This window comes from Aestuariivirga sp. (genome assembly GCF_020252395.1).
In the GTDB taxonomy this organism is placed as follows: Bacteria; Pseudomonadota; Alphaproteobacteria; order Rhizobiales; family Aestuariivirgaceae; genus Aestuariivirga.
The window spans coordinates 47,221-74,016 of the sequence record NZ_JADCDB010000017.1 but is presented as its reverse complement, the minus strand read 5'-3'; the positions used below and the strand labels follow the sequence as shown (position 1 = coordinate 74,016).

19 protein-coding genes are annotated in these 26,796 nt (G+C 66.4%); 12 read left to right on the top strand and 7 right to left on the bottom strand.

Annotated features, from left to right (window positions below; genetic code table 11):
- Positions 1–177 precede the first annotated feature (177 nt).
- Positions 178–1,227, top strand: a complete 1,050-nt coding sequence (locus IOC82_RS09280; protein ID WP_290545899.1) for a zinc-dependent alcohol dehydrogenase family protein — start codon at positions 178–180, stop codon at positions 1,225–1,227.
- Positions 1,228–1,267: 40 nt separating this feature from the next.
- Positions 1,268–4,198 (top strand): DNA polymerase I, encoded by a 2,931-nt coding sequence (polA, locus tag IOC82_RS09275; RefSeq protein WP_290545898.1) that lies wholly within the window; start codon positions 1,268–1,270, stop codon positions 4,196–4,198.
- Positions 4,199–4,402: 204 nt separating this feature from the next.
- On the opposite strand, the gene IOC82_RS09270 is transcribed toward polA, so the two are convergent.
- On the bottom strand, positions 4,403–5,824 hold the full coding sequence (locus IOC82_RS09270) for a YdiU family protein (RefSeq protein ID WP_290545897.1): 1,422 nt from the start codon (positions 5,822–5,824) through the stop codon (positions 4,403–4,405).
- 132 nt (positions 5,825–5,956) lie between these two features.
- Here IOC82_RS09270 and ahcY point away from each other — a divergent pair, with 132 nt between their 5' ends.
- The 8 genes from ahcY (at position 5,957) to IOC82_RS09230 (ending at position 20,627) form a co-directional block, all read left to right on the top strand.
- Positions 5,957–7,363, top strand: a complete 1,407-nt coding sequence (ahcY, locus tag IOC82_RS09265; protein WP_290545896.1) for an adenosylhomocysteinase — start codon at positions 5,957–5,959, stop codon at positions 7,361–7,363.
- A gap of 93 nt (positions 7,364–7,456) precedes the next feature.
- Complete coding sequence (locus IOC82_RS09260) at positions 7,457–9,823, top strand: PAS domain-containing sensor histidine kinase (RefSeq protein WP_290545895.1); 2,367 nt, start codon at positions 7,457–7,459, stop codon at positions 9,821–9,823.
- A 5-nt stretch (positions 9,824–9,828) separates the two neighbouring features.
- Positions 9,829–11,337 carry a tRNA (adenosine(37)-N6)-threonylcarbamoyltransferase complex ATPase subunit type 1 TsaE gene (gene tsaE, locus IOC82_RS09255; RefSeq protein WP_290545894.1) on the top strand — a complete coding sequence of 503 codons (1,509 nt, stop codon included), beginning with the start codon at positions 9,829–9,831 and terminating at the stop codon, positions 11,335–11,337.
- Positions 11,334–12,050 carry a nucleotidyltransferase family protein gene (locus tag IOC82_RS09250; protein WP_290545893.1) on the top strand — a complete coding sequence of 239 codons (717 nt, stop codon included), beginning with the start codon at positions 11,334–11,336 and terminating at the stop codon, positions 12,048–12,050. The genes tsaE and IOC82_RS09250 overlap by 4 nt, the downstream gene beginning before the upstream one ends.
- Before the next feature lie 6 nt (positions 12,051–12,056).
- Complete coding sequence (addB, locus tag IOC82_RS09245; RefSeq protein WP_290545892.1) at positions 12,057–15,059, top strand: double-strand break repair protein AddB; 3,003 nt, start codon at positions 12,057–12,059, stop codon at positions 15,057–15,059.
- Entirely contained in the window at positions 15,056–18,391 is a 3,336-nt protein-coding gene (addA, locus tag IOC82_RS09240; protein WP_290545891.1) for a double-strand break repair helicase AddA, read from the top strand. Before addB ends, addA begins: the two co-directional genes overlap by 4 nt.
- Before the next feature lie 73 nt (positions 18,392–18,464).
- Positions 18,465–18,785: a thioredoxin gene (gene trxA, locus IOC82_RS09235; protein WP_290545890.1), complete on the top strand. Its 321-nt coding sequence runs from the start codon at positions 18,465–18,467 to the stop codon at positions 18,783–18,785.
- A 153-nt stretch (positions 18,786–18,938) separates the two neighbouring features.
- Positions 18,939–20,627 (top strand): LTA synthase family protein, encoded by a 1,689-nt coding sequence (locus IOC82_RS09230; protein ID WP_290545889.1) that lies wholly within the window; start codon positions 18,939–18,941, stop codon positions 20,625–20,627.
- Between the two features lie 75 nt (positions 20,628–20,702).
- Here the strand turns inward: IOC82_RS09230 and IOC82_RS09225 are convergent, their stop codons facing one another.
- From IOC82_RS09225 to IOC82_RS09205, 5 genes are all read right to left on the bottom strand, one after another.
- Entirely contained in the window at positions 20,703–20,981 is a 279-nt protein-coding gene (locus IOC82_RS09225) for an HPr family phosphocarrier protein (protein WP_290545888.1), read from the bottom strand.
- 2 nt (positions 20,982–20,983) lie between these two features.
- Positions 20,984–21,382, bottom strand: coding sequence for a PTS sugar transporter subunit IIA (locus tag IOC82_RS09220; RefSeq protein ID WP_290545887.1), 399 nt, complete (start codon positions 21,380–21,382; stop codon positions 20,984–20,986).
- Between the two features lie 78 nt (positions 21,383–21,460).
- Positions 21,461–21,925: an HPr kinase/phosphorylase gene (locus IOC82_RS09215; RefSeq protein WP_290545886.1), complete on the bottom strand. Its 465-nt coding sequence runs from the start codon at positions 21,923–21,925 to the stop codon at positions 21,461–21,463.
- On the bottom strand, positions 21,918–23,708 hold the full coding sequence (locus IOC82_RS09210; protein WP_290545885.1) for a stimulus-sensing domain-containing protein: 1,791 nt from the start codon (positions 23,706–23,708) through the stop codon (positions 21,918–21,920). Before IOC82_RS09210 ends, IOC82_RS09215 begins: the two co-directional genes overlap by 8 nt.
- Before the next feature lie 29 nt (positions 23,709–23,737).
- On the bottom strand, positions 23,738–24,436 hold the full coding sequence (locus IOC82_RS09205) for a response regulator transcription factor (RefSeq protein WP_290545902.1): 699 nt from the start codon (positions 24,434–24,436) through the stop codon (positions 23,738–23,740).
- A gap of 110 nt (positions 24,437–24,546) precedes the next feature.
- Here IOC82_RS09205 and IOC82_RS09200 point away from each other — a divergent pair, with 110 nt between their 5' ends.
- Both IOC82_RS09200 and IOC82_RS09195 read left to right on the top strand, forming a co-directional pair.
- Positions 24,547–25,257 carry a HugZ family protein gene (locus IOC82_RS09200; protein ID WP_290545884.1) on the top strand — a complete coding sequence of 237 codons (711 nt, stop codon included), beginning with the start codon at positions 24,547–24,549 and terminating at the stop codon, positions 25,255–25,257.
- 191 nt (positions 25,258–25,448) lie between these two features.
- Positions 25,449–26,210, top strand: coding sequence for a sulfite exporter TauE/SafE family protein (locus IOC82_RS09195; RefSeq protein ID WP_290545883.1), 762 nt, complete (start codon positions 25,449–25,451; stop codon positions 26,208–26,210).
- Here the strand turns inward: IOC82_RS09195 and IOC82_RS09190 are convergent.
- Complete coding sequence (locus IOC82_RS09190) at positions 26,207–26,794, bottom strand: MarR family transcriptional regulator (RefSeq protein ID WP_290545882.1); 588 nt, start codon at positions 26,792–26,794, stop codon at positions 26,207–26,209. The genes IOC82_RS09195 and IOC82_RS09190 overlap by 4 nt on opposite strands.
- Positions 26,795–26,796 lie beyond the last annotated feature (2 nt).

Sequence of the window (26,796 nt, the reverse complement as noted above, 5' to 3'; positions counted from 1 at the left end):
GGCTTAAATCCGCTCAGCCGCAACACCTGTGGAAATGTGGACAAGGCTCCGCCTTGCCCACAGTCCCACAGGAGAACAAAAGACAAGAAGCGGACATTTGATGTGCTACCAAAACCGGACAAGTTAATTAGCTATCGACATGGCTGGCGCTAAGGGGCGTTTCCGGGAGGTGCCGTCATGAGAGCAGCCATATTCGAAGCCTATCGGGGTCCTCTCGAGATCCGCTCCGTGCCGGATCCCGCGTGCCCGGCGGATGGCGTGATCCTGAAGGTCGAGGCCTGCGGCGTCTGCCGGTCGGACCATCATGGCTGGAGCGGGGTGGACCCCGACGTGGCGCTGCCCCATGTGCCGGGGCATGAATTCGCCGGCGCCGTGCTGGCCGTTGGTGCGGGGGTCCGCAGCTTCCGGGTGGGCGACCGCGTCACCGCGCCCTTCATCCTCGCCTGCGGCGACTGCCCGGACTGCCGGGCGGGGGAGCCGACCGTGTGCAACCACCAGCATGTGGTGGGCTTCTCCGGCTGGGGGGCGTTTGCGGAACTGCTCGCCGTGCCGCGGGCGGATTTCAACCTGGTCCGGCTGCCTGATGAGCTTGGCTTCGCCGAGGCCGCCGCCATGGGCTGCCGCCTCACCACCGCCTTCCGAGGACTTGTGGATCGCGCGGACCTCAAGCCCGGCGAATGGCTGGCGATCCACGGCTGCGGCGGCGTGGGCCTCTCCGCCGTGATGATCGGCCAGGCCTTGGGCGCGCAGATCGTGGCCATCGACATCAACGAAGAGGCGCTGGCCATGGCCAGGTCGCTGGGCGCCAATGTCACCCTTAACCCATCGCAGCTCGCGGACACGGCACTGGCCGTGCGCGACGCGACGGGCGGCGGGGCGCATGTCTCGATCGACGGGTTGGGCATCACCGCGACGATCCACAATTCGGTGCGCAGCTTGCGCAAGCTCGGCCGCCATGTGCAGATCGGCCAGCCCCTGGGCCCGCATGCGAGCCCGCCCATGCCGCTGCTCGAAACCGTTTATGCCCGGCAGATTTCGATCCTCGGCACGCGCGGCATCGCCGCCTCCCGTTTCTCGTCGCTCCTTGGCATGATCGCCGGCGGAAGGCTCGACCCCGCACGCATGATCACCAAGCGCATCGCGCTGTCCGAGGCGGGCGCCTCGCTCGAGGCCATGGACGGCTACACCAGTGCCGGCGTCACCGTCATCGACAAGATGCGGGGCTGAGGCGCTGGCATCCACGAGGGCAGGGTGGCATACTCGCTTCATGTCTAGGACCTCCCCCCTCAAGCCCGGCGACCATCTCTATCTCATCGACGGTTCTGGGTATATTTTCCGCGCCTACCATGCGCTGCCGCCCTTGACGCGCAAGTCGGACGGGCTGCCCGTCGGCGCCGTGCAGGGTTTCTGCAACATGCTGTGGAAGCTCTTGAAGGAGACGAAGGCCGGCGAAAAGCCCACCCACCTCGCGGTGATCTTCGATCATTCGTCGAAGTCCTTCCGCAACGGGATTTACCCGCAATACAAGGCGCAGCGCCCGGAGCCGCCGGCGGATTTGCGCCCGCAATTCGGGCTGATCCGGCAGGCCACCCGCGCCTTCAACGTCGCCAGCGTGGAACAGGCGAATTACGAGGCGGATGATTTGATCGCCACCTATGCCAGGCAGGCGGTGGAGGCCGGCGCCACCTGCCGCATCGTCTCCTCCGACAAGGACCTGATGCAGCTCATCCGCCCCGGCGTGGCGCTCTACGACACCATGAAGGACCGCGAGGTGGGCGAGCCGGAAGTGCTGGAGAAATTCGGCGTCACGCCCGGCAAGGTCGTGGACATCCAGGCGCTGGCCGGCGACTCGGCTGACAACGTGCCGGGTGTGCCCGGCATCGGCGTCAAGACTGCGGCCCAGCTCATCACCGAATATGGCGACCTCGAAACGCTGCTCGCCCGCGCCCCCGGGATCAAGCAGCAGAAGCGCCGCGAGAACCTGGTCGAGTTCGCCGAGCAGGCCCGCATTTCGAAGAAGCTGGTGACGCTCGACGACCATGTGCCGGTGGAGCATGAGGTGAGCAGCTTCGCAGTCGACACGCCCAAGGCCTCGCAATTGATCGGCTTCGCCAAGGCGCTGGAATTCGCCTCCTTCACCAGGAAAGTGGCAGGCGAACTCGATGCCGATTCGACCGCCATCGATCCGATCCCGGTCGAGGTGAAGTTTTGGCCGCCCGAAGGTGGCGAGGCAGCACCACTGCCCCCGCCACGCTTCGCCGCGAAGAAGGCGGAGCCTGCCGCCGAAGCGCCCGCTGCCACGGCCGATGCGCCGCCCGGCAGCGCCGAGGCCGCGCTCCGCGCCATCCCCGTCGCCCATGCCGATTACGAGACGGTGAAGACGCTCAGTACACTGAAGAACTGGATTGAGGCCGCCTATCAGAAGGGCTATATCGCGCTCGACACCGAGACGGACTCGCTCGACTCGATGCGCGCCAATCTCGCCGGCGTGTCGCTGGCCACAGCCCCGGGCCGCGCCTGCTACATTCCGCTCCAGCACAAGGCGAGTGGCGGCGGCCTCTTCGGCGGCGAACTGGTCGAAGGCCAGGCGCCACTGACCGAGGCGCTGGCGGTGCTGAAGCCGGTGCTGGAGGACCCGTCCATCCTCAAGATCGGCCAGAACCTCAAATACGACATCGAGGTGCTGAAGCGGTATGGCATCGCGGTCGCGCCCATCGACGATACCATGCTCATCTCCTATGTGCTCGAATCGGGAGACGTGGGCCACGGCATGGACGAGCTGTCCCTCCGCCACCTCAACCACAAATGCATCGCCTTCAAGGACGTGGCGGGCTCCGGCAAGTCGATGATTACCTTCGACCGCGTGCCGGTGGCGGATGCCACGCGCTATGCGGCGGAGGATGCCGACGTCACCCTGCGCCTCTGGCTGCTGCTGAAGCCGCGCCTCGCCGCCATAGGCAAGCTCGCAGTTTACGAGACATTGGAGCGGCCTCTGGTCGCGGTGCTGGCCGCGATGGAGATGGAGGGCATCCTCATCGACCCCGAACTGTTGCGCAAGCTGTCGAACGAACTCGCCACCTCGGCAGCCGCCATCGAGACCAAGGTCTATGCGCTGGCCGGCGAACGCTTCAACATCGGCTCGCCGAAGCAGCTGGGCGACATCCTCTTCGGCCGCATGGGCCTGCCCGGCGGACGCAAGACGGCGACGGGCGCCTGGAGCACCGACTCGGATGCACTGGAGGACTTGGCAGGCCAGGGCATCGAACTCGCCCGCCGCGTGCTCGATTGGCGTCAGCTGTCGAAGCTCCGCTCCACTTACACCGATGCGCTGCCCAACTACATCAACCCGGAGACGAAGCGCGTCCACACCTCCTATTCGCTGGCGGCGACGTCCACGGGCCGTCTCGCCTCCACCGACCCCAACCTTCAGAACATCCCCGTGCGCACCGAGGAGGGCCGCAAGATCCGCCAGGCCTTCATCGCGCCTGAAGGCTCGAAGCTGGTCAGCGCCGACTACAGCCAGATCGAGCTGCGCGTCGTGGCCCATGTGGCGGACATCCCGCAGCTGAAAAAGGCCTTCGCCGAGGGCCAGGACATTCACGCCATGACTGCGTCCGAGATGTTCAACGTGCCCATCGAAGGCATGGACCCGATGGTGCGCCGCCGCGCCAAGGCGATCAACTTCGGCATCATCTACGGCATCTCGGCTTTCGGCCTCGCCAACCAGCTCGGCATCGGGCGGGAGGAGGCGGGCGAGTACATTCGCGCCTATTTCAAGCGCTTCCCCGGCATCCGCGACTATATGGAAGCGACCAAGCAGGAGGTCCGCGACAAGGGCTATGCCGAGACCATCTTTGGCCGCCGCATGCATTTCCCGAGGATCAAGTCGCCCAACCCCTCGGAGCGCGCCTTCCTCGAACGCGCGGCGATCAACGCGCCGATCCAGGGGGCCGCCGCCGACATCATCCGCCGCGCCATGATCCGCATGCCCGGTGCGCTTGCCGAGGCCGGCGTCTCGGCGCGCATGCTGCTGCAGGTGCATGATGAGCTGATCTTCGAATGCGTGGACCAAGAAACCGAGGCGACCATGGCGGTGGTCAAGAAGGTCATGGTCTCCGCCCCCGATCCGGTGGTGAAGCTGAGCGTCCCCCTCCAGGTGGACGCGCGGGCGGCGCAGAACTGGGAAGCCGCCCATTAGGATTCACAATGTCAATCAGCAGAAAGCACTTATGATGATATACCTAGCATAGGTTTTTCCGAAAGTCAAGGAAATTATTCCATTAGCGGGTTCTGGCGCATTTTCCGGTCAGGTGGAATCGCCTGATCGGCAGGGACATGCGCCAGCTTTTGACTCTGGAGCATCTTTCGCTTCGCAAGCGATTCCACTCGCTCGCACGATGCTCTAAGTCCCGCAGAAAGTCCGGTAAGCCCCGTCGACCTCCGCCGGCGGCGCAGCATACCGCTCCGCGCCAGCCTGCTCCACGTAAGGAGTCATCAGTACACAGAGCATCACCTCGAACGGCCGGTAGTCCTGCCGCTCCACCGCGGCGCCGATCGTCTCCTCCACCAGGTGATTGCGCGGGATATAGACCGGGTTCGCCGCCTGCATCAGTGCCCGCCGCTCTTCCGCCGTCTGCGGGTCCCGCGCCAGCCGCGCGCGCCATGCCGGCAGCCAGTCCTTCAGCGCGTCCGGCGCCTCGCCATTGCTCAGTGAACGGAATGTCACCGTGAAGTCCGCCCGCGCCATCTGCAGGCTATCCAGCATCGCCTGGATCAGCTCGAGGTCGCCATCCTCCTCGGACACGAGCCCGAGTTTCTTGCGGAAGCCTGCTAGCCAGTATTTCGTGTAGATCGCCGGGAAGCCCTCGATCCGCTCCGTGGCGATGCGGATCGCCTCCTCGCGGTCCTTGTCGATGAAGGCCAGCAGCGTCTCGGCCAGCCTGGCCATGTTCCACTGCGCGATCGGCGCTTGGTTCCCATAGGCATAGCGGCCATAGGTGTCGATGGAACTGAACACCGTGCCGGGGTCGTAGGCATCCATGAAGGCGCAGGGGCCATAATCGATGGTTTCGCCGGAGATCGAGCAATTGTCGGTGTTCATCACGCCATGGATGAAGCCCACCTGCACCCAGCGGGCAACGAGCGCGGCTTGGGCGTCCATCACCGCATCGAGAAGCGCCAGCGCCGGGTTCCCGGCGCCTTTCAAGTGTGGGTAGTGCCGGCCGCTCACATGATCGACCAGCAGCTTCAGCGCTTCGAAATCCTGCCGCACGGCGAAGAACTGGAAGGTGCCCACCCGGATGTGGCTTGCCGCCACCCGCGTCAGCACCGCCCCCGGCAGCACCGCATCACGGTAGACGCGCTCGCCGGTGGTGGCGGCCATCAGGGCCCGCGTCGTCGGAATCCCCAGCGCGTTCATCGCCTCGCTCACCAGATATTCGCGTAAGACCGGCCCAAGTGCCGCCCGCCCGTCGCCGCCGCGCGAGAAGGGGGTGCGGCCGGAGCCTTTCAGCTGGATGTCCCGGCGCTTGCCGGTCACGTCGACGACCTCGCCCAGCAGGATCGCCCGCCCGTCGCCCAGTTGTGGCACGAAATTGCCGAACTGATGCCCGGCATAGGCCTGGGCCAGCGGGCTCGCGCCCTCAGGAATGGCGTTCCCCACCGCCACCTCCGCCGTCAGCAGGGCGGGGTTAATCCCAAGCTCGCGGGCGAGCGGCTCGTTAACTTTGATCAGACGGGGGGCGGAAACCGGGGTGGGCGCCACCGCCACATGCATGGAGCCGGGCAGGCGGGCATAGCTGTTGTCGAAGGGAATGGCATTCATGACCGGTAATATAGGGCAGGCGGGGCGGAAGGTCCTCATTAAGAGGACATAAAGAATTCTTTATGTCTTCATGGACAGACCCCCGCCCCGCTGCTATAGAGCCGCTCAAATTCAGGACAGAGGACAAGACTCATGACCCGCGCGCACGACTATCACGTTGCCGACATCAAGCTGGCCGACTGGGGCCGCAAGGAAATCGATATGGCCGAGGTCGAGATGCCGGGCCTGATGGCCACGCGCGCCGAATACAAGTCGCTGCAGCCGCTGCGGGGTGCGCGCATCTCGGGCTCGCTGCACATGACGATTCAGACTGCGGTGCTGATCGAGACGCTGGTGGCGCTGGGTGCGGAGGTGCGCTGGGCCTCCTGCAACATCTATTCGACGCAGGATCATGCCGCCGCGGCCATTGCCGCCGCGGGCATCCCCGTCTTCGCCTTCAAGGGCGAGACGCTGAAGGATTACTGGGACTACACCGCCAAGATCTTCGACTGGCCGGACGGCCAGCCCTCCAACATGATCCTTGACGACGGCGGCGACGCGACACTCTACATCCTCCTGGGCTCCAAGGCCGAGAAGGACGCGAGCCTCATCGCCCACCCGAAGAGCGAGGAGGAGGAGTGCCTCTTCGCCGCCATCAAGAAGCGCATCAAGGAACAGCCGGGCTGGTTCGACAAGGTCAAGGCCGCGATCAAGGGCGTCTCGGAAGAGACCACCACCGGCGTCCACCGCCTCTATGAGCTGCAGAAGAAGGGCGAGCTGCCCTTCCCGGCGATCAACGTCAACGACTCCGTCACCAAGTCGAAGTTCGACAACAAGTACGGCTGCCGTGAGTCGCTCGTCGATGCGATCCGCCGCGGCACCGACGTGATGATGGCCGGCAAGGTGGCAGTCGTCGCCGGCTATGGCGACGTGGGCAAGGGTTCGGCGGCCTCGCTGAAAGGTTCCGGTGCCCGCGTCATCGTCACGGAAGTGGACCCGATCTGCGCGCTCCAGGCCGCGATGGACGGCTTCGCGGTGCAGACCATGGAAGACGTGGTCTCGACCGCCGATATCTTCGTCACCGCCACCGGCAACAAGGACGTGATCACGGTCGATCACATGAAGCAGATGAAGGACATGGCCATCGTCTGCAACATCGGCCACTTCGATAACGAGATCCAGGTCTCCGAGCTCCGCAACTTCAAATCCACCAACATCAAGCCGCAGGTGGACATGGTCCACATGCCCTCGGGCGCGCGCGTCATCCTGCTCTCGCAGGGCCGGCTCGTGAACCTCGGCAACGCCACGGGCCACCCCAGCTTCGTGATGTCGGCCTCCTTTACCAACCAGACGCTCGCCCAGATCGAGCTCTTCACCTCGGCCGGAACGGGCAAATACAAGAACGAGGTCTATGTGCTGCCGAAGCACCTGGACGAGAAGGTGGCCCGCCTGCACCTCGAAAAGCTGGGCGTGAAGCTGACGAAGCTCCGGGACGACCAGGCCGCCTATATCGGCGTCACCCCGCAGGGTCCGTTCAAGCCGGAATATTACCGCTACTGAGGATTCCGGCCCGCCCCGCTTTTGGTTATACCGGGCCGGGGCGGATGCGCCTGCTGATTCGCAGGCCATCCCGGCACTTGGACCGGAGAAGACATGGACGCCGGTTTCGGCAACAGCTTGGCGGGCGATGGGGTCGCCCTCATTGCCGTTTTGGCCGCTTCCGGCTTTTTCTTGCTCACCCGCCGTCTGCTGCGCCGCTGGGGCGGAACGTCAACCGGGCAGCGTATCGCCGATCTTGAAGCGCGGCTGAACGAGGCCGAAACCGCCATCGCGGCCGAGGCTCATGTGCTGGTGATCTGGCGCGGCAAGCAGGCACTGCCGGACCGTGTGATGGGCTCCATGCACGGCGCCGCCACGCTGCCCGAGGCTCCTGAGGGCCTCATCGACTTCGCTTCCTGGCTCGACCGCGATTCCGCCTCGGCCCTTTCCGGCTGCCTGTACGACCTCCGCAAGGACGGCACGCCCTTCAACATCGCCATCAAGAGCCTTGCGGACGAGCTGCTGGAAGCCGACGGCCGCACTGCCGGTGGCCTCGCCACCCTGCGCTTCCGCCCGCTCGCCGGCGAGCGCCGCAAGATCGCCGATCTCGCGCACGAGGCCCATCGCCTCGGCAAGCAGGTGGAACGCTTGAGCGCCGTGCTCGACGCAGCCCCCTTGCCCGTCTGGCTGCGCGGCGCGGAAGGAAAGCTCCTCTGGGTCAACCAGTGCTATGCTGCGGCGGTCGATGCGCCGGACCCCGATCTTGTCGTGTCGCAAGGCACCGAACTCGCCGGCCGCGCCGCCATGGACCGCACGGCAGCGGGCGCGACGGCGGGCTGCCTCGGCCGCATCCATGCGGTGGTCTCCGGCTCGATGCGCGCGCTCGATGTCTTCGAAGCGCCCGTCACCGGCGGCGCCGCCGGCTTCGCCATCGACATGACGGCGCTGGAGAAGGCCGAGAAGGAACTCGACCGCCACATCAAGGCCCATACCTCGACGCTGAACAAGCTCGACACCGCGATCGCCATCTTCGGCCCCGACCAGCGCCTCAGGTTCCACAATGCCGCCTATGCCGGGCTCTGGCCGCTCGACCCCGAATGGCTGGCCACCAATCCGCCCGATGCCGAGATCCTCGACCGGCTCAGGAACCAGCGCTGCATTCCGGAACAGGCCAATTACCGCGAGTGGCGGGCGAAGCAGCTCACCGCCTACACCACCATCGAACCGCGCGAGGACTGGTGGCATCTGCCCGACGGCCGAACGCTGCATGTGGTGTGCGAGCAGCATCCCTTCGGCGGCCTCACCTATCTCTACGAGAACGTCACTGACGAGCTGGCGCTGGAAAGCCGCTACAACGAGCTGATCGGCGTGCAGCGCGAGACGCTGGACAATCTCGAGGAAGGCATCGCGCTGCTGGGTTCCGATGGCCGCCTCAAGCTCTACAACCCCGCCTTCGCGCAGTTCTGGCAGCTTGACCCGGAGGCGCTGGATGCCCAGCCCCACATCGAGGAGCTCGCCCAGCACGGCAGCCAGCTCGCGGCGGACTCCAGCACCTGGGACGAAGTGCGCTACAGCGTGACCAGACTCGATTCCGAGAGGAAGCCCGTGACCGGCAACATCGACGTCGCCGGACGCGTGCTGCAGTTCGTCGCCGTGCCGCTGCCCGACGGCAATACGCTCCTGACCTTCGCCGATATCTCCGACTCCGCCCGCATGGAGCGCGCGCTGCGTGACCGTGCCGACGCGCTGGAGGCTGCCGACCGCCTCAAGAACATGTTCCTCTCCAACGTCTCCTACGAGATCAGGACACCGCTCACCTCCATCCTCGGTTTTGCGGAGGGCCTGCAGATCGGGCTCGCGGGACCCTTGAACCCGAAGCAGCAGGACTATGTCCGCGATATCCGCCGCTCCTCCACCGACCTCAAGACCATCATCGACGCCATCATCGACCTGACCGCCATCGATGCCGGAGCCCTCGAACTGAAGCTTGAGCATGTGGACGTGACGGACCTGCTCGAGGCAGTGGCGGAGAAGCTCGCGAACCAGATCGACGAGCGCGATCTGACGCTCAACATCGAGGTGGGCGCGGACGTCAACAGCTTCGTGGCCGACCCAAAGCGCGTCGAGCAGATTCTCTCCAACCTCCTCTCCAACGCCATCGGCTTCTCCGGCCGCGGGGCGACGATCCGCATGGGCGCGAAGAAGACGCGGGGGGCACTGCAGCTCTGGGTCTCCGACCAGGGCCGCGGCATTGAGCCCGAGTTCCAGAAACAGGCCTTCGACCGCTTCCAGTCGCGCCCCGTGCCCGGCGGCCACCGCGGCCCTGGCCTTGGTCTGGCTATCGTCAAGAGCTTGGTCGAGCTGCATGAGGGGCAGGTGTCGCTCCTCTCCAAGATCAACCAGGGCACCACCGTCCTCTGCACCTTCCCGCTCGATGGCCCGGGCGCGGCCCAGCGGACGGATGTGCGCAAGTCGGCCTGACCGGAATGAACGTCTTCCGCCGCTTCGAGTCTGCTGCCGCGCTGGAGGGCTTCGCCGCCGAGCTCTCGCTCTTCGCCCGGCCGGGCATGGTGCTGCTGCTGCAGGGTGAGATCGGCGCTGGCAAGTCCACCTTCGCCCGCGCCTTCATCCGCGCCCTGGCGGGTGGCGCGGCGTTCGACGTGCCGAGCCCCACATTCACGCTGGTGCAGACCTATAACGAGACGCGCGTGCCCTTGGCCCATGCCGATCTCCACCGCATCGGCTCCGTCCACGAGCTCGACGAACTGGGCTTCGACGAGCTGATCAAGACCCACGTGCTTGCCGTCGAATGGCCGGAGAAGATGCTCGACGCAAAGCATCAGGACCGGCTGCTGATCGCACTCTCCGGCTCCGGCAATCATCGTGACGCGGCGATCGCCGCCTCGGGTGCGTGGCAACAGGCGCTTGCCCGCAACGATGCGATCAATGCATTCCTCGCCACCACGCGCTGGTCCGCGGCCGAACGCCGCTTCCTCGAGGGCGACGCGTCCTTCCGCCGTTACGAGACACTGCACCTGCCCGGCGAGGCCGCGATCCTGATGGACATGCCGGCCAGGCCCGATGGCCCACCGGTCAAATACGGCAAGCCCTACAGCGCCATCGCGCATCTGGCGGAGGATATCCGCGCGGTGATCGCCATCAACCGCGTGCTGTGCGAACGCGGCTACAGCGCACCGAAAGCCGAAGCCTATGACCTCGCACAGGGCTTCGCGGTGATGGAGGACCTGGGCCGCCGCGTCTATGGCGGCATGATGCGGGCGGGCGAGGACATGCGCGAACCCATGCAGGCCGCCGTCGCCGTGCTCGCCGACATGGCGCGGCGCGACTGGCCAAAGGACGTGCCGCTCGATGGCCAGACCTATCGCGTGCCGCCCTATGATGTCGAGGCGCAGCTCATCGAGGTCGACCTCCTTCCATCGTGGTTCTGGCCGCATCTCAACGGCAGCGGCATTCCGGCGGCGGCACGCGCCGAATTCGAGGCGCTGTGGATGGAGCTGCTGCCGCTTACGCAAGTGGGCCATCGCGTCTGGGCGCTGCGTGACTATCACTCGCCCAACCTGCTGTGGATGCCGGAGCGCGAAGGTCTCGCCCGCGTGGGGCTCATTGACACGCAGGATGCGCTGATGGGCCACCCCGCCTATGACCTCGCCTCGATGCTGCAGGATGCGCGTGTGGACGTGGACTTCGCTTTCGCTGATGATCTCTACGCGCACTACTGCGCGCTGCGGAAGGACGATCCCAACTTCGACCGCGCGGAATTCGACGTGGCCTATGCCATCCTCGGCGCGCAGCGGGCGACCAAGATCCTCGGCATCTTCGCAAGATTGTCCATGCGCGACGGCAAGCACGGCTACCTCCGCCACATCCCGCGTGTGTCGCGCTATCTCGGGCGCAACCTCGCGCACCCGCGGCTGTCGAAGCTGAAGCAGTGGTTCGACAGCCATCTCCCCGCGGCCCGCCGCGAGACGTTATGATGGGCGATCTCGGCTCCCGCGCCATGGTGCTTGCCGCAGGCTTCGGCCAGCGCATGCGCCCGCTCACGCTGGCCAGGCCCAAGCCGCTGGTGGAAGTCGCGGGCAAGCCGCTCATCGGCTATGGCTTCGACCGCTTGCGCGCCGCGGGCGTCGAGACGGCGGTGGTGAATGTGCACTATTTGGCCGGCCAGATCGAAGCCTGGGCCAAGCGGCAATCCTCGCCCCGCATCGTGATCTCGGACGAGCGCGCGGAAATCCTCGACACCGGCGGCGGCGTCGCCAGGGCCCTGCCCCTTCTGGGCGAGGCTCCCTTCTTCGTCATCAACAGCGACAGCTTCTGGGTGGATGACGGCGCCCCCGCGCTTGATCGCCTGCGCGCCGCGTGGGACGATGAGACGATGGATTGCCTCCTCCTCCTGTCGCCGCTGGATCGCACCGTGGGTTATGACGGCAAGGGCGATTTCGTGCGCGGGGTGGATGGCCGGCTCGCAAGGCGTGCCGACAGCACGGGAGCGCCGCTTGCCTATATCGGCAGCTATCTCGTCTCGCCCCGCATCTTCTCCGGCGCCCCGCGGGGCGCCTTCTCGATGAACCTGCTGTGGGACCGGGCGATTGCCGCGGGCCGCCTCTTCGGCATCGCCCACACCGGGCGCTGGCTGCATGTGGGAACCCCCGAGGCGATCGGCCTTGCCGAAGCGGCGCTGAAGGCATGATGATCCATGTCAGGAGATATCCCGCGCCTCTTCACCATCGCGCCTGACAAGCCCTTCCTCGAGGTTCTCGCGGCGCAAGTCCTGAAAGGCTTTCCGTGTACGGACGGAACGGTCCCCGGCACACTCGGCCTCGCGCGCTGGACCATCCTGCTTCCCACCCGCCGCGCGGTGCGCGAGCTGGAGGAGATCTTCTTCCGCCTCACCGGCGGCTCCGGCGTGCTGCTCCCCCGCATCCGCCCCATCGGCGACATCGACGAGGACCTGCTGCAGCCCGAACATGGCGTGGAGGAGCTGGGAACGCCGGTGAGTGCGCCCGGCCAGCTCCTCCTGCTCATGGACCTGATCGACGAGTGGGCGGCGGCCAACCCCACCACACGGCTCGCGCAGGAGATCGCCGCAGCGCCCCACCAGGCCGGTGGCCTCGCCCAGTCCTTGGCTGAACTCCTCGACGCACTCGAGACCGAGGACGTGGACGTCACCAGGATCGCCGAGCTTTATGGCCTCGAATCGGCGCGCCACCGTGAGGCGATCCTCGAATTCCTGGCGATCGCGCGCGAGACATATCCCCAGCGCCTGGCGCAGGAAAACGCCATGGGCCCGCAGGCCCGCCGCTCCGCCATCCTGAAGCGCGAGGCGCGGCGGCTGGAATTCACCCGCACCGGGCGCCCCTTCATCGTGGCGGGTTCCACGGGCTCGATCCCCGCCACCTGCACGCTGCTCAAGGCCATCGCGGGCCTGCCCAATGGCGCGGTGGTGCTGCCCGGCCTCGACCAGTTCATGGACGAAGCCAGCTGGACCGCCGTCGGCCCCACCCATCCGCAGCATGCCATCAAGCAGTTGCTGACCCGCCTCGATGCCACGCGCAGTCTGGTGGCGGAACTGGGCGGCGCCCCCGGCCCCCGCGCTTGGCTGGCGAGCGAGCTGATGCGCCCGGCGGAGACCTCGCATCTCTGGCATGATGCGCTGAAAGGCCAGGAGGCGCGCGTGGCCGAAGCCATGCAGGGCGTGGAACTGGTCGAGTCGCGCTCGGTTCCCGAGCAGGCCCTCGCCGCGGCGCTGATCCTGCGCGAATGCCTCGAAACACCCGGCCGCAACGCCTGCCTGGTCACGCCGGACCGGCAGCTGGCCCGGCGCGTCAAGGCAGAGCTCCGGCGCTGGAACATCGCCATCGATGATTCAGGTGGCGAACCGCTGATCCGCTTCGGCGGCGCGGCACTCCTCAACCTGCTGCTCGAAGCCCTGCTGCAGGGCTTCGCGGCGGAACCGCTGGCAGCACTCCTGCGCCACGGCCTCGCCACCTTCGGCCTGCCGCCGGACGAAGCGCGCCACCTCGCCAGCCTGATCGAACTCGCGCTGCTGCGCACCGGCACGGGCGCTCCTGAAATCGGCAAGCTCTCCCATGCGCTGCGTATCGCCACCGAGACGGACAATCGCCGTGCGCTTCCGCTCGCGGTGAAGCACGTCACCGGCGAGCAGTGGCAACAGGCCATCGCGCAGGCCAGCCGGATATCGGATGTTCTGGCCCCGCTCGCCCTCAACCCGCCCCACACGCTCGCCGAACATCTCGACCGGCTGGCCAAGGCCTGCGAGGCGATGGCGGGCGAAGCCTTCTGGGCAGGTGAGGGCGGCGATGTGCTGACCGGCGCCTTCGCCCTGCTGCGGGACGAGTCCCGCTTCCTCAGGCGCTGCGACCTCCGTCGAACTGCCGCCATTCTGCGCCATTGGCTTCATGGTCTCCCGGTGCGCAACCAGCAGCACAACCCCACGCCGCTGTCGATTCTCGGCCTGCTCGAAGCCCGCCTTATCCGTGCGGATGTGATGGTGCTCGCAGGCCTCAACGAGGGCACATGGCCCGGCGCCACGGATTGCGGCCCCTGGCTCAACCGCCCGATGCGCGACGTGCTGGCGATGAAGCAGCCTGAGGCGCAGATCGGCCAGACCGCGCATGACTTCGCGCAGGCCTTCGGCAACGCAGAGGTCAAGCTCCTGTGGTCGCGCCGCATCGGCGATGCGCCGGGCACGCCGTCGCGCTGGCTGCACCGGCTGTTGATGATCCTCGAAACGGCGAAGCTGGAACGACGCCCGAGCAACTGGCCGCTCTATGCCCGCCAGCTGTCGGAGCCGGCCGCCGTCACACCCGTCGCCAAGCCGAAGCCGCGGCCGCCAGTGGCGCTGCGCCCCAAGGCGCTCAGTGTCACCCGCATCGAGAAATTGATCCGCGATCCTTACGCAATCTACGCGCGCTTCATCCTCAACGTGGAGCCCGTGAAGCCCGTTTCCTCCGTGCCTGACCTGGCGCGGCGCGGCACCATCGTCCATGCCGCGATCGGCGATTTCCTGAATCGTTTCCCGAAACACCTGCCGGCCGATGCCGCGGGCGAACTCGAGAAGGATGGCAGCCGCCACTTCCAGCAGATCGCGGATTATCCCGGCGTGGTCAGTTTCTGGTGGCCGCGCTTCCGCCGCATCGCGGCGTGGATGGCGGAGCAAGAACCGGCATGGCGCGATGGCGTGGAGTGCGTGGTGGCGGAGCGCAATGGTGCGGTCACCTTCCCCGTGGCGGGAGCGGATTTCACGCTCTCAGCCCGCGTCGACCGCATCGACCTGATGGCCGATGGCGCGGCCCGCATTGTCGATTACAAGACGGGCGATGTACCGACCAAAAAGCAGGTGGAAACCGGTCTTGCCCCCCAGCTCACACTTCAGGCCGCCATCCTCGCGCGCGGCGGCTTCTCCGATGTGGCCCCAAGACAGACGCACGCGCTCTGGTACGTGCATCTGAGTGGCGGCAGCCCGGCAGGCGAAGTCAAAGACTTTCCCAAACTGGCGCATCCGGTCATGGAACTGGCGGAGATGCACTTCGCCGAACTGCAGAAGCTGCTGGCGAACTATGCCAGCGTCGAGCAGCCCTATTACCCGCGCACCATCATGAAGAAGGAGGAGGATCCGGGCGATTACGATCACCTCTCGCGCTATCGGGAATGGACTCTGTCGGGGGGCGGCACATGAGCCTCAATCCCGCCGCCAGCCTCGCCCAGCTCAAGGCCTCCGATCCCGCGGCCACCGTCTGGGTCAATGCCAATGCGGGGGCGGGCAAGACCCATGTGCTGGTCGATCGCGTGGTGCGCCTCATGCTGGGCGGCACCGAGCCGTCGCGCATCATGTGCCTCACCTTTACCAAGGCGGCCGCCGCCGAAATGGCCAACCGCCTCTTCGACCGCCTGAGCAAGTGGATCGCGCTGGATGACGATGCCCTGCGCAAGGTGCTGGGCACGCTCGGCGCGCCCGAAGCCGATCCTGCGCTGCTGGAGCGCGCCCGCCAGCTCTTCACCCGCGCGCTCGAAACGCCGGGCGGGCTCAAGATCCAGACCATCCACGCCTTCTGCGAACGCGTGCTGCAGCTCTTCCCCGTCGAGGCCGGCATCGTGCCGCACTTTGCCATGCTGGACGGCCGCGAGCAGCTGTCGCTGCTGCAGGAGGCCCGCAACGCCGTGCTGTCTTCCGCCGGGGACGAGACGGCGGAGACCGGCGCGGCGCTTCGCGACGTGGCGAACCGGGTGAATGCCGATGACTTCGACAAGCTGCTCACCGGCCTCCTCGCCAGGCGCGCCAGCCTGCGCGCGCTCTTCGACGAGGAGCATGGGCTGGAGCGCGCGGAGGCCCTGCTGCGGTTCCATCTGTCGCTGCAGCAGGGTGTCACGCAGGAGAGCATCGTCTCCGGTCTCGCCTGCGACGTGGCCCGCTATCGTGACCTCGCCGATGCGCTGGCTGGCGGCAGCGATTCCGAGAAGAAGCGCGCCGCGCAGATTCGTGCCGCCTGCACCGCGAAGGATCCGACGCTTATCGGCCTGCAGGCCATTCTCCTCACGGGTGAGAACGAGCCGCGCAAGGCCGTCGCCAACAAGCCCACGCTGGCAAGGCACAATTGGATCGAAGACTTTGTGAAGGCCGATCAGGGGCGCCTTCTCGACGCGCTGGGCAAGATGGGCGATCTCGACTGCCTCGGCGCCTCGCTGTCGCTCTTGCGGCTCGGCAGCGCCATCACCCGGCGCTTCGAAGCGGCGAAGCGCGCGCGCGGCGCCTATGACTTCGACGACCTCATCATCAAGACCGGCGAATTGCTGCAGGAAAGGCCGGATGCCGCCTGGGTCCTGTTCAAGCTTGATGGCGGCATCGAGCATCTGCTCGTCGACGAGGCGCAGGACACGAGCCCGATGCAGTGGCAGATCGTGCAGGCGCTGACGGGCGAGTTCTTCGCGGGCGAGGGCCGCCACGGCCGGAAGACACGCACCCTCTTCGTGGTGGGCGACAGGAAGCAGTCGATCTATTCCTTCCAGGGAGCCGATCCCAATGTCTTCGAGCAGGTGCTCGCGAGGGTGAAGTCGCAGGTCGAGGGCGTGGGGCAGGAGTTCCGCGAGGTGGATTTCAGCGTCTCCTTCCGCTCGCTGGGCGAGATCCTGCAGGCCGTCGATGGCGTGTTCCCGCCGGGCTCCGCCGCGCGCACCGGGCTCGATGGCGAATCGCCGCGCGAATGGGAGCATGTGCCCAACCGCCGCAATGCGTCCGGCACCGTCGAGCTCTGGCCGCTGGTCGAACCGGTCGAGAAGGAAGACCCCGAGCCGTGGCAGGCGCCGGTCGATCGCGAGCCCGCGCAGTCGCCGCGCCGCCTCCTGGCGCGGAAGCTGGCAAAAACCATCCGGGGCTGGATCGGCGCCCGCATGTTGCCGGGCCGCAATCGCACGGTGCAGGCGGGCGACATCCTGATTCTGGTCAGGCAGCGCAACAGCTTCTTCGATGCGATGATCCGCGCCTTGTGGAACGAGCAGGTGCCGGTGGCCGGCGCCGACCGGCTGAAGCTGGGCGACAACATCGCGGTGCTGGATCTCGTGGCGCTGGCGCAATTCGCCATCATGCCGGAGGACGATCATGCGCTGGCCTGCCTGCTCAAGAGCCCGCTGCTGGAGCGCGCGCTGACGGAGGACGAGCTGATTGCGGCCGCTGCCGGGCGCAACGCGCTCTCGCTCTGGCACAGCCTCGCCGCGCAGGACACCGAAGCCTGCCGCGCCGCCGCCGCGTTCCTCCGTCCACTGATTGACGCGGCGCCTTCCGTCCGGCCCTTCGAGTTCTTTTCCGCCATCCTCGGCAAGGCCCGGCTCAGAATCGTATCGCGGCTCGGCAGCGAGGCGAATGATGCCATTGACGCGTTCCTCGACCGCGCTCTGGACTACGAGGAGGCGCATGGCGCCTCGCTGAGCGGCTTCGTCAACTGGTTTGAGGCCGGTGAGATCGAGATCAAGCGCAACATGGAGCAGTGGGCAGGCGAAGTGCGGGTGATGACGGTGCATGGCGCCAAAGGCCTCGAAGCGCCCATCGTCATCCTGCCGGACACCACCAGCGACGAGCAGCCGCGCGGCGGCGAATCGCTGCTGATGCTGGAAGGCGGCGATCCCCATGCCCGCGTGCCGCTCTGGGTGGTGCCCGGGCTCGGCGCCTCCAAGGCGGTGAAGGCGCTGAAGGCGGCCCAGAAGGATGTGGCCACGGCGGAGTACCGGCGCTTGCTCTATGTCGCCATGACCAGGGCTTGCGACGCGCTCTATGTCTGCGGCTATCGCGGCGTGCAGGAGCCCTCGGAGAACTGCTGGTACAACACCATCTCCGCCGCGCTGACGCCGAAGATGACCCCGCTCGATGCTGGCGAAGGCTGGCGCCTCGGCGCGGACCCTGTCATGGCGGAGCCGCCAGCGGCGGCGCCCATGGAAGCCCTCGCCTTGCCCGGCTGGATCGCACGGCAGGCGGAGGCCGTGCCGGTGGCGGCGGCGCCGGCCATGCGCAAGCGGGCGGAGGCGCGGGTGGCGCGCGGCATCCTCATTCACCGCATCCTCCAGAACCTGGCCGATCTGCCCGAGGCCGGGCGTGCCGGCCACATCGACTTCGCGGTGCGCCGCGCCGGGCATGACGGGGCGCTTGCCGCGCAGCTCAAGGCACTCATCGCCGAGCCGGTGGTGGCCGAACTCCTGTCGGCCGACGGCCACTCGGAGGCCTCGATCATCGCCCAGCGGGTAGATGGCAGCCGGGAGCGCCGCCGCATCGACCGGCTGGTGATGACGGGTGAGGGGATCCTCATCGCCGATTACAAAACGGACCGCGCTGTGCCGGAGCAGGCGTCCGACTGCAACCCAGATTATCTTACCCAACTCGCCACTTACCGTGACGCGCTGCGGCGCACGGCCCCCGGGCTGCCGCTGCGCTTCTGCCTCCTCTACACCGAGGCGCCGAAGCTGATCATGGTGCCGGACGCGCTTCTGGACCGCATGGCCGCCCTGCGGGCCGCCCGGCCTTGACCCCCGGCAGGGGGGCTCCTACCTTCCGTCGTCCGCAACGGCGAATCCCCGCCACAGCCCGAAAGAGGTTCCCATGGCCACCCACAAGGTCTCCGACGCGTCCTTCGAAAAGGACGTCCTGCAGTCCGGCACGCCCGTCGTCGTCGATTTCTGGGCGGAGTGGTGCGGCCCCTGCAAGATGATCGCCCCGGCGCTGGAGGAAATCGCCCAGAGCCTTGGCCCCAAAGCCAAGATCGTGAAGATCAACATCGACGAGAACCCCTCGGTGCCCTCCCGGTACGGGGTGCGCGGCATCCCCACGCTGATGGTGTTCAAGGGCGGCCAGGTGGCGGCCACCAAAGTGGGCGCGGCGCCGAAGAACCAGCTCCAGAGCTGGATCGAACAGTCGATCTGACCGGTCCGGCTGTCCTCATGTCCTCGTGGCCACCCATGGGGCGGCCATTCCTATTTGCGGCAGCACACTGCCTTGATACTGCCATGCATTGATCTTCATACGGTTGTCATGAATTTGTCGGTTGGGTAGGCTGCCCGCCGGGAGGACGACCAATTGACGATCGCTGAGGCGAGTGCCCGGCCCGTGCCGGACCGTGGCTGGGTCTTGCCGAACTGGATGACCATTGCGGGCCCACTGGCCCTGCGGCTGTTCGCCGTATACCTGGTGCTGCTTGCGATCCAGGCCTATCTCGGCTGGTGGTCCCCCGGCTATCTGCACGGCCGCAGCCTGTGGCACTTCTGGTTCCCGCGCATGATCGTTCCCATGGTCATGCTGGGTTTCTTCGCCGCTCTTGCCCGGCTGCTGCCGGCGGGGGCCATGCTGGGGGCGGGCCTCCTCTTCGTCGGCACGCTGTCGCAGATCAAGAAGGATTCGACCGGCGAGCCGTTCCAGATCAGCGATCTCTTCCTCGCCGGCCAGTCGGTGCATCTCTTGCATTACGTGCATTGGTATCATTGGTTTCTCGGCGCACTGATCATTCCGGCCGGCATCTGGTATCTCCGCAACCTGCGCCTCCGCTGGTGGAGCCTGCCGCTGGCGCTGTGCTTCGCCGGCCTTCTCTCGACCTACCGCATCGAGGCCGTGGCCAACTGGATCCACGATAATTCCTACTGGGTGGGCGTGGAGAACCTCACCTTCAGCCAGGCCGAGAGCGAGCGGATGAACGGGCTCGGCACGCATCTCTATTTTTCCATGGCGGGCCTTCGCCTCAAGACCTATACGCAGGCCGAGGTGAAGCAGGCAATGGACGCGCTTGCGGCGCCGAAGCCGCCGGCGGCTGCTGCCGCGAGCACGCCGGCCCCCGATGTCTACATCATCCTTGGCGAAGCGTGGTGGCATGACCCCGATGACGCCTTATCGCCGCTGAACCAGCTGAAGGACGCGGGCTTCACCGAATCGATGGCCGTCTCTCCCGTCTATGGCGGCACGACGCCCAATTCCGAATTCGAAGTGCTGACCGGCATTCCGATCAAGACCTTCCAGGACGGCATCATCCCCTACCAGCATTATGTGCAGTACTTCACCGCCAGTGCCCGCAGCCTGCCCCGCATCTTGGTCGAGAAGGGCTACGCCACCACCGCTTATCACAATTTCACCCGCCGCTTCTGGCTCAGGGACCAGATATACCCCAAGCTCGGCTTCGATGACTTTGTGTCGATGGACCAGATGACGCTGACCATCCAGCCCAATGACTGGCCAACGGACGAGGGCCTGTACCGCAGCGTGCTCGCGCGCATCGGCGGCAATCGCCCCGGGTTCCATTTCATCGTCACCGTGCAGACCCACGGCCCCTATGAAGCGGACGGCGCCGACCCCAGGGGCCATGAAGGCGTCCACGATTATCGCACGCGTCTCGATGGCGCTGCCCGGTCGCTCGCCGCCTTCAAGAAGGCGCTCGATGCGAAGGGCCGCCCCTATGCGCTCGTCCTGTTCGGCGATCACCTGCCGGGGCTGCGCATGCATCAGTTCCATAACGGCATGGTGTCCGAGCAGGACCCGCGCCTCCACCAGGTCCCGGTGCTGATCGCCAGCAACGCGGAGAAGCCGCAGGAGCTGGCGGAGGCGATTCACGGCCGCCCGCTCTACTGCCTGTCGCCTTTGGTGCTGGACTGGATCGGCCAGCCGGTGAACGAGACCTATCTCAACTATCTCGACGCCAGCTGCCGCGGCGCTGAAGACCCAATGGTGCGGCCCGCCGAGGCGGTGATCCAGAACCAGCTGTTCACGAAGGATCCGATTTAGATCAACCGTTCCCCACGTTCATCATACGCGGGCTTGTCCCGGCGATGATGAGTGAGAGTGTGTGGGACGAGGCCCTCACTCTTCGTCGAACTTGCTCTCGACGAGCTGCGCCAGCGCCTCAAGGGCTTCCTCGGCCTGCCTGCCTCTGGCTTCCACCATGATCGATGTGCCCATGGCCGCGCCCAGCATCATCAGGCCCATGATCGAGGTGGCGGGCACCGACATGCCGTCGCGCGTCACCGTGATCTCGGCATCGAAGCCTTCGGCGCATTTGACGAACTTGGCCGATGCGCGGGCGTGGAGGCCCCGCTGGTTGGCGATGGCGAGCTCGCGGGCGGCGACCGTTTCCGGCATCGTCAGTCTCCCAGGATCTGGCTGGCGACGTTGATGTATTTCCGCCCCGCGTCCTGGGCCGCGGTGGCCGCCTTGTCGAGCGCATAGTCCTTGCGAATGCGCGCGAGCTTGACGAGCATCGGCAGGTTCAGCCCGGCCACCACCTCCACCTTGCCGATCTCGAGCAGCGAGATGGCGAGATTCGACGGCGTGCCGCCGAACATATCGGTGAGGATGATGACGCCGACCCCGGTGTCGGCGCGCGCCACCGCCGCGGCGATGTCGGCGCGGCGCGCTTCCATGCGGTCGTCCGGACCTATGGCCACGGTCTCGATCGCACTTTGCGGCCCCACCACATGTTCCAGTGCAGACCGGAATTCCTCCGCCAGGCGGCCATGGGTGACCAGGACGAGTCCGATCATGATGGTGGTGAAACTCCGCGCTTTTCCCGCTCAGGGTGGCGCACAATGCCTCTAACGCCCCCGCGATGCAACATTGTTTCAGCCCTGCACGAACTGGTCCAGCGCGGCCCGCAGCCGTGCTGGCGCCGATGCGGATCCGGGGTCCAGGAGGATCAGCGGCAGGCCGATTCCGAGCACGTCCATGCGCGCGGCGCCCAGGTCCGGCAGGCGCTCGATTTCGCCGGCGGGCGTGAGCCTGACGGCAAGCCGCAAACGGGTTTCGGCGGCAACCGCAAGTTCCGCAATGCCGAGGCCGCGGATCTCCAGCTTGCCCTTCAGGGAAGCTGGCGCGGAGGCGATAAGCGCGCTCTTGATCTTGCGGATCACAACCTGGTCATCGGCGACGAGCAGCGCAGAGCGCGCCTTGCCGGAAAGGCCCAGTCCCTGCTGGTCGATCAGCCGCAGCGCGAGATCCGACTTGCCGCTGCCGGGCTTTCCCACCAGCAGCACGCCGTCAGTTCCGATGGCGAGGCAGGTGCCGTGGATGAGGGCTTCCTCATGCATGGAGTGCGGCCGGTATGCGCACGGTGAAGCGTGCGCCGAGCACCGGCTTCCCGCCGGACTCGTCGGGCTTCCCATAGCGGTTCTCGGCCCAGATGTGGCCCTTGTGCGCATCGACGATCTGCTGCGAGATCGACAGGCCGAGGCCGGAGTTCGAGCCGAAGCTCCCTTCTGGCCGGTCGGTGTAGAAGCGCTCGAACACGCGCTGCAGATTGTCGGGCGGAATGCCGGGGCCTAAGTCATCGACGCGGAATTCGACGTCGGGCCCCACGCGGCGCACCCGCATTTGAAGCTTGGTGCCGGGCCTGGTGAAGGAGCGCGCGTTGTCGATGAGGTTCCTGACCACCTGGCCCAGCCGCGAGTCGTGCCCCATCACGGTGTAGGCTTTTGCGCGGTCCATGCCTAGCGGTGGCTTGGCCACCTCGAACTCGACCTCCGCCTGTCCTTCCTTGCGCGTGTCGTTGGCGAAGCTGGCGATCGATTCGAGCAGCTGCGACAGGTCGAAGGCCTGCGCCTCGCCGCGCGCCAGCTCGGCGTCGAGACGGGATGCATCGGAAATGTCGGTGATCAGGCGGTCCAGCCGCTTCACGTCATGGTTCACGATCTCCACCAGCCGCTCGCGCTGCTCCGGCGTCTTGGCATAGGCCAGCGTCTCGACGGCGCTGCGGAGCGAGGTGAGCGGGTTCTTGAGCTCATGGGACACATCCGCCGCGAAGGCCTCAATGGCGGCAATGCGGTTATAGAGCGCATTGGTCATGTCGCGCACCGCGCCGGAGAGATCGCCGATCTCGTCGCCGCGGCCGGAAAAATCGGGGATTTCCACCCGCTTGTTGATGCCGCGGCGCACCCGTTCGGCGGCGGCCGCCAGCTTTCGCAGGGGTAGCGCGATGGTGGATGCGAGCAGGACCGACAGCAGAATGGTGACGAGCGCCACGAAGCCGAAGGTCATCAGCACCACCTGGCGCTCGGCCTTGAGCACATTGTCGATCTCGCCGCCGGTTGTGGAGAGAACGAGCGCTCCCAGCACGGCGCGGAAACGCTGGATCGGCACCGCCACAAGCACGATGATCTGGCCGCGGTCGTTGAGGCGCACGATGGCCACCTTGGCGCCCCTGAGCGCCGCGGCAACCTCGCCGAATTCCTTGCCATTGTCGATGCCGTATTCGATCTGCTTCGGATAATCGTAGCTGAAGGTCCAAGTGACGAAGCGGTTCCACTGCGACCGGAGACTGAAGCCCTCCTGCTCGCCGTTGAGCGGCGGCAAGTCGGATTGCACGATGTCGCCCCGCGAATAGAGAAAGCGGCTGTCGACCACGAGGTTTCCGTCCTTGTCGATGATCCGTGCGCGGACGGTGGTGTTTGCCAGCAGCCGCTTCAGCACGGGGCCCGCGGCTTCCGGGTCGATCGGGAAGTCGAGGCTCGACATCTGATCCGAGTCGGGCAGCACCTCGTCGTTGGTGTCGGCGAGCGAGTCGGGGTCGATGACGATCGAGCCGGTGTCGACGGTGGCCGAACCCGCCACCGCCGCGGCGATGATTTGCGCCTGTGTCGTCAGGCTCTGCACCCGCGCGTCGATCAGGCCCTGGCGGAACTGGTTGAAATAGAGAATGCCGGAGACGAGAACGATGAGGCCCAGAAGGTTCAGCAGCACGATGCGGCTGGTCAGCCGGTGCGGCCAGATGCGCCGCACGAAGCCCTGATTTGGCGCGGCCTCGCGTTCCACGTTCTCGGCCTCGTCGGCTTCGGCGCGCTCCGCGGTCTCGGGCGGCATCACCTTGTCAAGCATCGGCGGTCACCGGCCCCGGAGGTCCGGTCCTATTGTTCCTTGAAGCGGTAGCCCACGCCATAGAGGGTCTCGATGGCGTCGAACTCGGCATCGACCGCGTTGAATTTCTTGCGCAGCCGCTTGATGTGGCTGTCGATGGTGCGGTCGTCGACATAAACCTGGTCGTCATAGGCCGCGTCCATCAGCGCGTCGCGGCTCTTCACGATGCCGGGGCGCTGCGCCAGCGATTGCAGGATCAGGAATTCCGTCACCGTCAGCGTCACCGGCTTTCCGTCCCAGGTGCAGGAATGGCGGTCCGGGTCCATGGCCAGCTTGCCGCGTTCGATGACCTTGGCGGCCTCGGTGGGGGCAGTGGTCACGTCGCGGTTCACCGCACGGCGCATCACCGCTTTCACGCGCTCCACAAGCAGGCGCTGCGAGAAGGGCTTCTTGATGAAGTCGTCGGCCCCCATCTTGAGGCCGAAAAGCTCGTCGATCTCGTCGTCCTTGGAGGTGAGGAAGATGACGGGCAGGTCGGACTTCTGGCGGATGCGGCGGAGCAGCTCCATCCCGTCCATGCGCGGCATCTTGATGTCGAAGATCGCCATGTCGGGGGGATTATCCTGCAGGCCCTGCAGGGCTGCCGCGCCGTCGTTGTATTTCTGCACCGCGTAGCCCTCGTTTTCGAGCGCCATGCCAACGGATGTCAGGATGTTGCGGTCGTCGTCGACCAGCGCAATGGTGGGCATTCTCTTGTTCATCCCTTCAACGATGTCCTTCCTTCGGCACTAGGGGTGGAACTGGAACAAAATGTGGCGGTCATGATAAGTGCTTCCGGCCGCAATTGCGAGGTATGTTGATGAATAACAGCAGAAGTTTCAGTGCAGAAGAGGCCCGCAACCTGCTCCGCCGGGCCCGCGCGGCCACGCTCGGCACCCTTAATGCCGATGATGGCGCCCCCTATGCCTCGCTTGTCAACATCGCCACCGACGTGCAGGGTTGCCCGGTCATCCTGGTTTCGACGCTCGCCTGGCACACCCGCAACCTGCTGGCAGACCCCCGCGCCAGCGTCATGGTGGCAGAACTCCCGTCCGCGGGCGATGCGCTGACCGGAACCCGCGTCACGGTCATGGGCCGGTTTTCCAAGGCGGAGGCCGCCCGGGTATCGCGCCGCTACCTCGCCCGCCACCCGGCGGCGGAGATGTATGCCGGCTTCGGCGATTTCGCCTTCTGGCGGCTCGAGCCCGAGCGGGCCCATGCCGTGGCGGGCTTCGGCCGGATCGAAACCATTCCCGCCGGTGAGATGTTCCCCTCGGCCGATGAGATGATCGCGCTGGAGGAGGGTGCCGTGCAGCATATGAATGACGACCATGAGGACGCCATCCAGCGCTACGCCCGGAAACTGCTCGGGGCGGAACCCGGGGGCTGGAAAATCGCGGCCATTGACCCGGACGGGGCGGATCTTCGGCGCGGCGAGGAGGTTCTCCGCCTGCCCTTCAGCACCCCGGTCTATTCCGGCGGGGCCCTGCGGTCCCTTCTTGCGAAGCTGGGGGAGCATACCAAAGGCTAAGGGCTCTTTTCAGAAAATGGTGAATCATACCGCATTTCAATGATGTGTAATTTGCTTTTTCATCATTTATTCCTGCAGGACCCCCGTGGGCAGTCTTAACACTTTTCTTCACGGTTCACAGGGGCACGCCATGCACACAGCCGCCGATGCCCTTACCCGAGCCCGGCTTGCAGATTCGGGGGCACGGGCTCATGAAGGGTCCCGTGCCTTCGTCTTTCGATCACTTCAGCCTCCTGACCCTCACCCTCACCGTGCTCGTGGCCTGCATCGCGGGCCTGGCGCGCGGATTTTCGGGCTTCGGCGCGGCCTTGATCTTCATGCCAGCCGGCAGCGCGTTGGTGGGCCCTGCGGTCGCCGCACCCGTTCTGCTGATGGCCGATGGTGTTCTCGCATTGGCATTCCTGCCACGCGCCTGGATGCTGGCCAGGCGGCGCGACGTCACGTTGATGGCGTCCGGCGCCATCATCGGCGTGCCGCTCGGCGCCCTGATACTGCGCCATGCCGATCCCCTTCTCCTGCGCTGGGTGATCTGCGGCCTCGCCTCATCGATGCTCCTGCTCCTCGTCTCCGGCTGGCGCTACCACGGCACGCCGCGCGCACCGGTCACGGCTGCGGTGGGCGCTGTGGCCGGGCTCTTCGGCGGCCTCGCGCAGATGACCGGACCGCCCGCCGTTGCCTACTGGCTTTCCGGCAAGGAGGCGCATGGCACCATCCGCGCCTCCATCATCCTGTTCTTCGGCGCCACCACTGTTTTCACCTTCATCAGCTATCTCGTCTCCGGCATCATCACCGCGCAAGCCCTCTGGCTCGCCGCTCTCGTGGCGCCAGCCTATGCGCTGGGCCTCTTCACCGGCTCCCGCGCCTTCCATTTCGCCAGCCCCGAAATCTTCCGCCGCCTCTGCTTCGCCCTGATCGCCGCCTCGGTGCTCACGAGCCTGCCCGTCTGGCGCTAGATCGCCGCTGCGTGCTCGATGCAGATGCGGCAGGCGTCTTCGTCCGAGAGCGCATCCTCGAACAGCATGCAGAGATGCGGGCCCTTTGCATCTCCCTCCCGGCCCTTCTCGCGGAAAAAGCGGCAGCTCGCGCACACGCCGAAGCCCGCCAACCCGGCGCGCGTCAACTCACGCTCCAGCAGCTGCTCGAGCCCACGCTGCATGCGGCGCTTGGTCTTGCCGCCCAGCTCCTCGGCCTCTGCCGCGAGTTCGGTCCAGGGGTCGTTGCCGAGGGCGCTGAGTCCCTTCTCCGTCAGCGACAGGTGAACCGCCTTGCGCGCATTGCGCTCCGCCTTGGCTACGTAGCCTTTGCGCTCCAGCGCCATCACCGTCTGCGACACCGTTCCCTTGGTGGCGCCGAGATAGCGCGTCAGCGCGCCGGGAGTGTTGGAGAAGCGGTTGGCGCGTACGAGATAACGCAGCGCCTCGCGTTGGGCGGGCGTCATCCCGCCCTCATGCTCACGCGCGCGCATCACGCGGGCCAGCCGTTCCAGCCGCCAGGCGATCATGCGGCCGCCGCCGCTGCCTTCGTCGTCACTGCTCATGG

Bases quoted from the DNA above. Each gene is read 5' to 3' on its own strand.
- IOC82_RS09280 (WP_290545899.1), top strand. From the start codon at position 178: ATGAGAGCAGCCATATTCGAAGCCTATCGGGGTCCTCTCGAGATCCGC.
- polA (WP_290545898.1), top strand. From the start codon at position 1,268: ATGTCTAGGACCTCCCCCCTCAAGCCCGGCGACCATCTCTATCTCATC.
- IOC82_RS09270 (WP_290545897.1), bottom strand. From the start codon at position 5,824: ATGAATGCCATTCCCTTCGACAACAGCTATGCCCGCCTGCCCGGCTCC.
- ahcY (WP_290545896.1), top strand. From the start codon at position 5,957: ATGACCCGCGCGCACGACTATCACGTTGCCGACATCAAGCTGGCCGAC.
- IOC82_RS09260 (WP_290545895.1), top strand. From the start codon at position 7,457: ATGGACGCCGGTTTCGGCAACAGCTTGGCGGGCGATGGGGTCGCCCTC.
- tsaE (WP_290545894.1), top strand. From the start codon at position 9,829: ATGAACGTCTTCCGCCGCTTCGAGTCTGCTGCCGCGCTGGAGGGCTTC.
- IOC82_RS09250 (WP_290545893.1), top strand. From the start codon at position 11,334: ATGATGGGCGATCTCGGCTCCCGCGCCATGGTGCTTGCCGCAGGCTTC.
- addB (WP_290545892.1), top strand. From the start codon at position 12,057: ATGTCAGGAGATATCCCGCGCCTCTTCACCATCGCGCCTGACAAGCCC.
- addA (WP_290545891.1), top strand. From the start codon at position 15,056: ATGAGCCTCAATCCCGCCGCCAGCCTCGCCCAGCTCAAGGCCTCCGAT.
- trxA (WP_290545890.1), top strand. From the start codon at position 18,465: ATGGCCACCCACAAGGTCTCCGACGCGTCCTTCGAAAAGGACGTCCTG.
- IOC82_RS09225 (WP_290545888.1), bottom strand. From the start codon at position 20,981: ATGCCGGAAACGGTCGCCGCCCGCGAGCTCGCCATCGCCAACCAGCGG.
- IOC82_RS09220 (WP_290545887.1), bottom strand. From the start codon at position 21,382: ATGATCGGACTCGTCCTGGTCACCCATGGCCGCCTGGCGGAGGAATTC.
- IOC82_RS09215 (WP_290545886.1), bottom strand. From the start codon at position 21,925: ATGCATGAGGAAGCCCTCATCCACGGCACCTGCCTCGCCATCGGAACT.
- IOC82_RS09210 (WP_290545885.1), bottom strand. From the start codon at position 23,708: ATGCTTGACAAGGTGATGCCGCCCGAGACCGCGGAGCGCGCCGAAGCC.
- IOC82_RS09205 (WP_290545902.1), bottom strand. From the start codon at position 24,436: ATGCCCACCATTGCGCTGGTCGACGACGACCGCAACATCCTGACATCC.
- IOC82_RS09200 (WP_290545884.1), top strand. From the start codon at position 24,547: ATGAATAACAGCAGAAGTTTCAGTGCAGAAGAGGCCCGCAACCTGCTC.
- IOC82_RS09195 (WP_290545883.1), top strand. From the start codon at position 25,449: ATGAAGGGTCCCGTGCCTTCGTCTTTCGATCACTTCAGCCTCCTGACC.
- IOC82_RS09190 (WP_290545882.1), bottom strand. From the start codon at position 26,794: ATGAGCAGTGACGACGAAGGCAGCGGCGGCGGCCGCATGATCGCCTGG.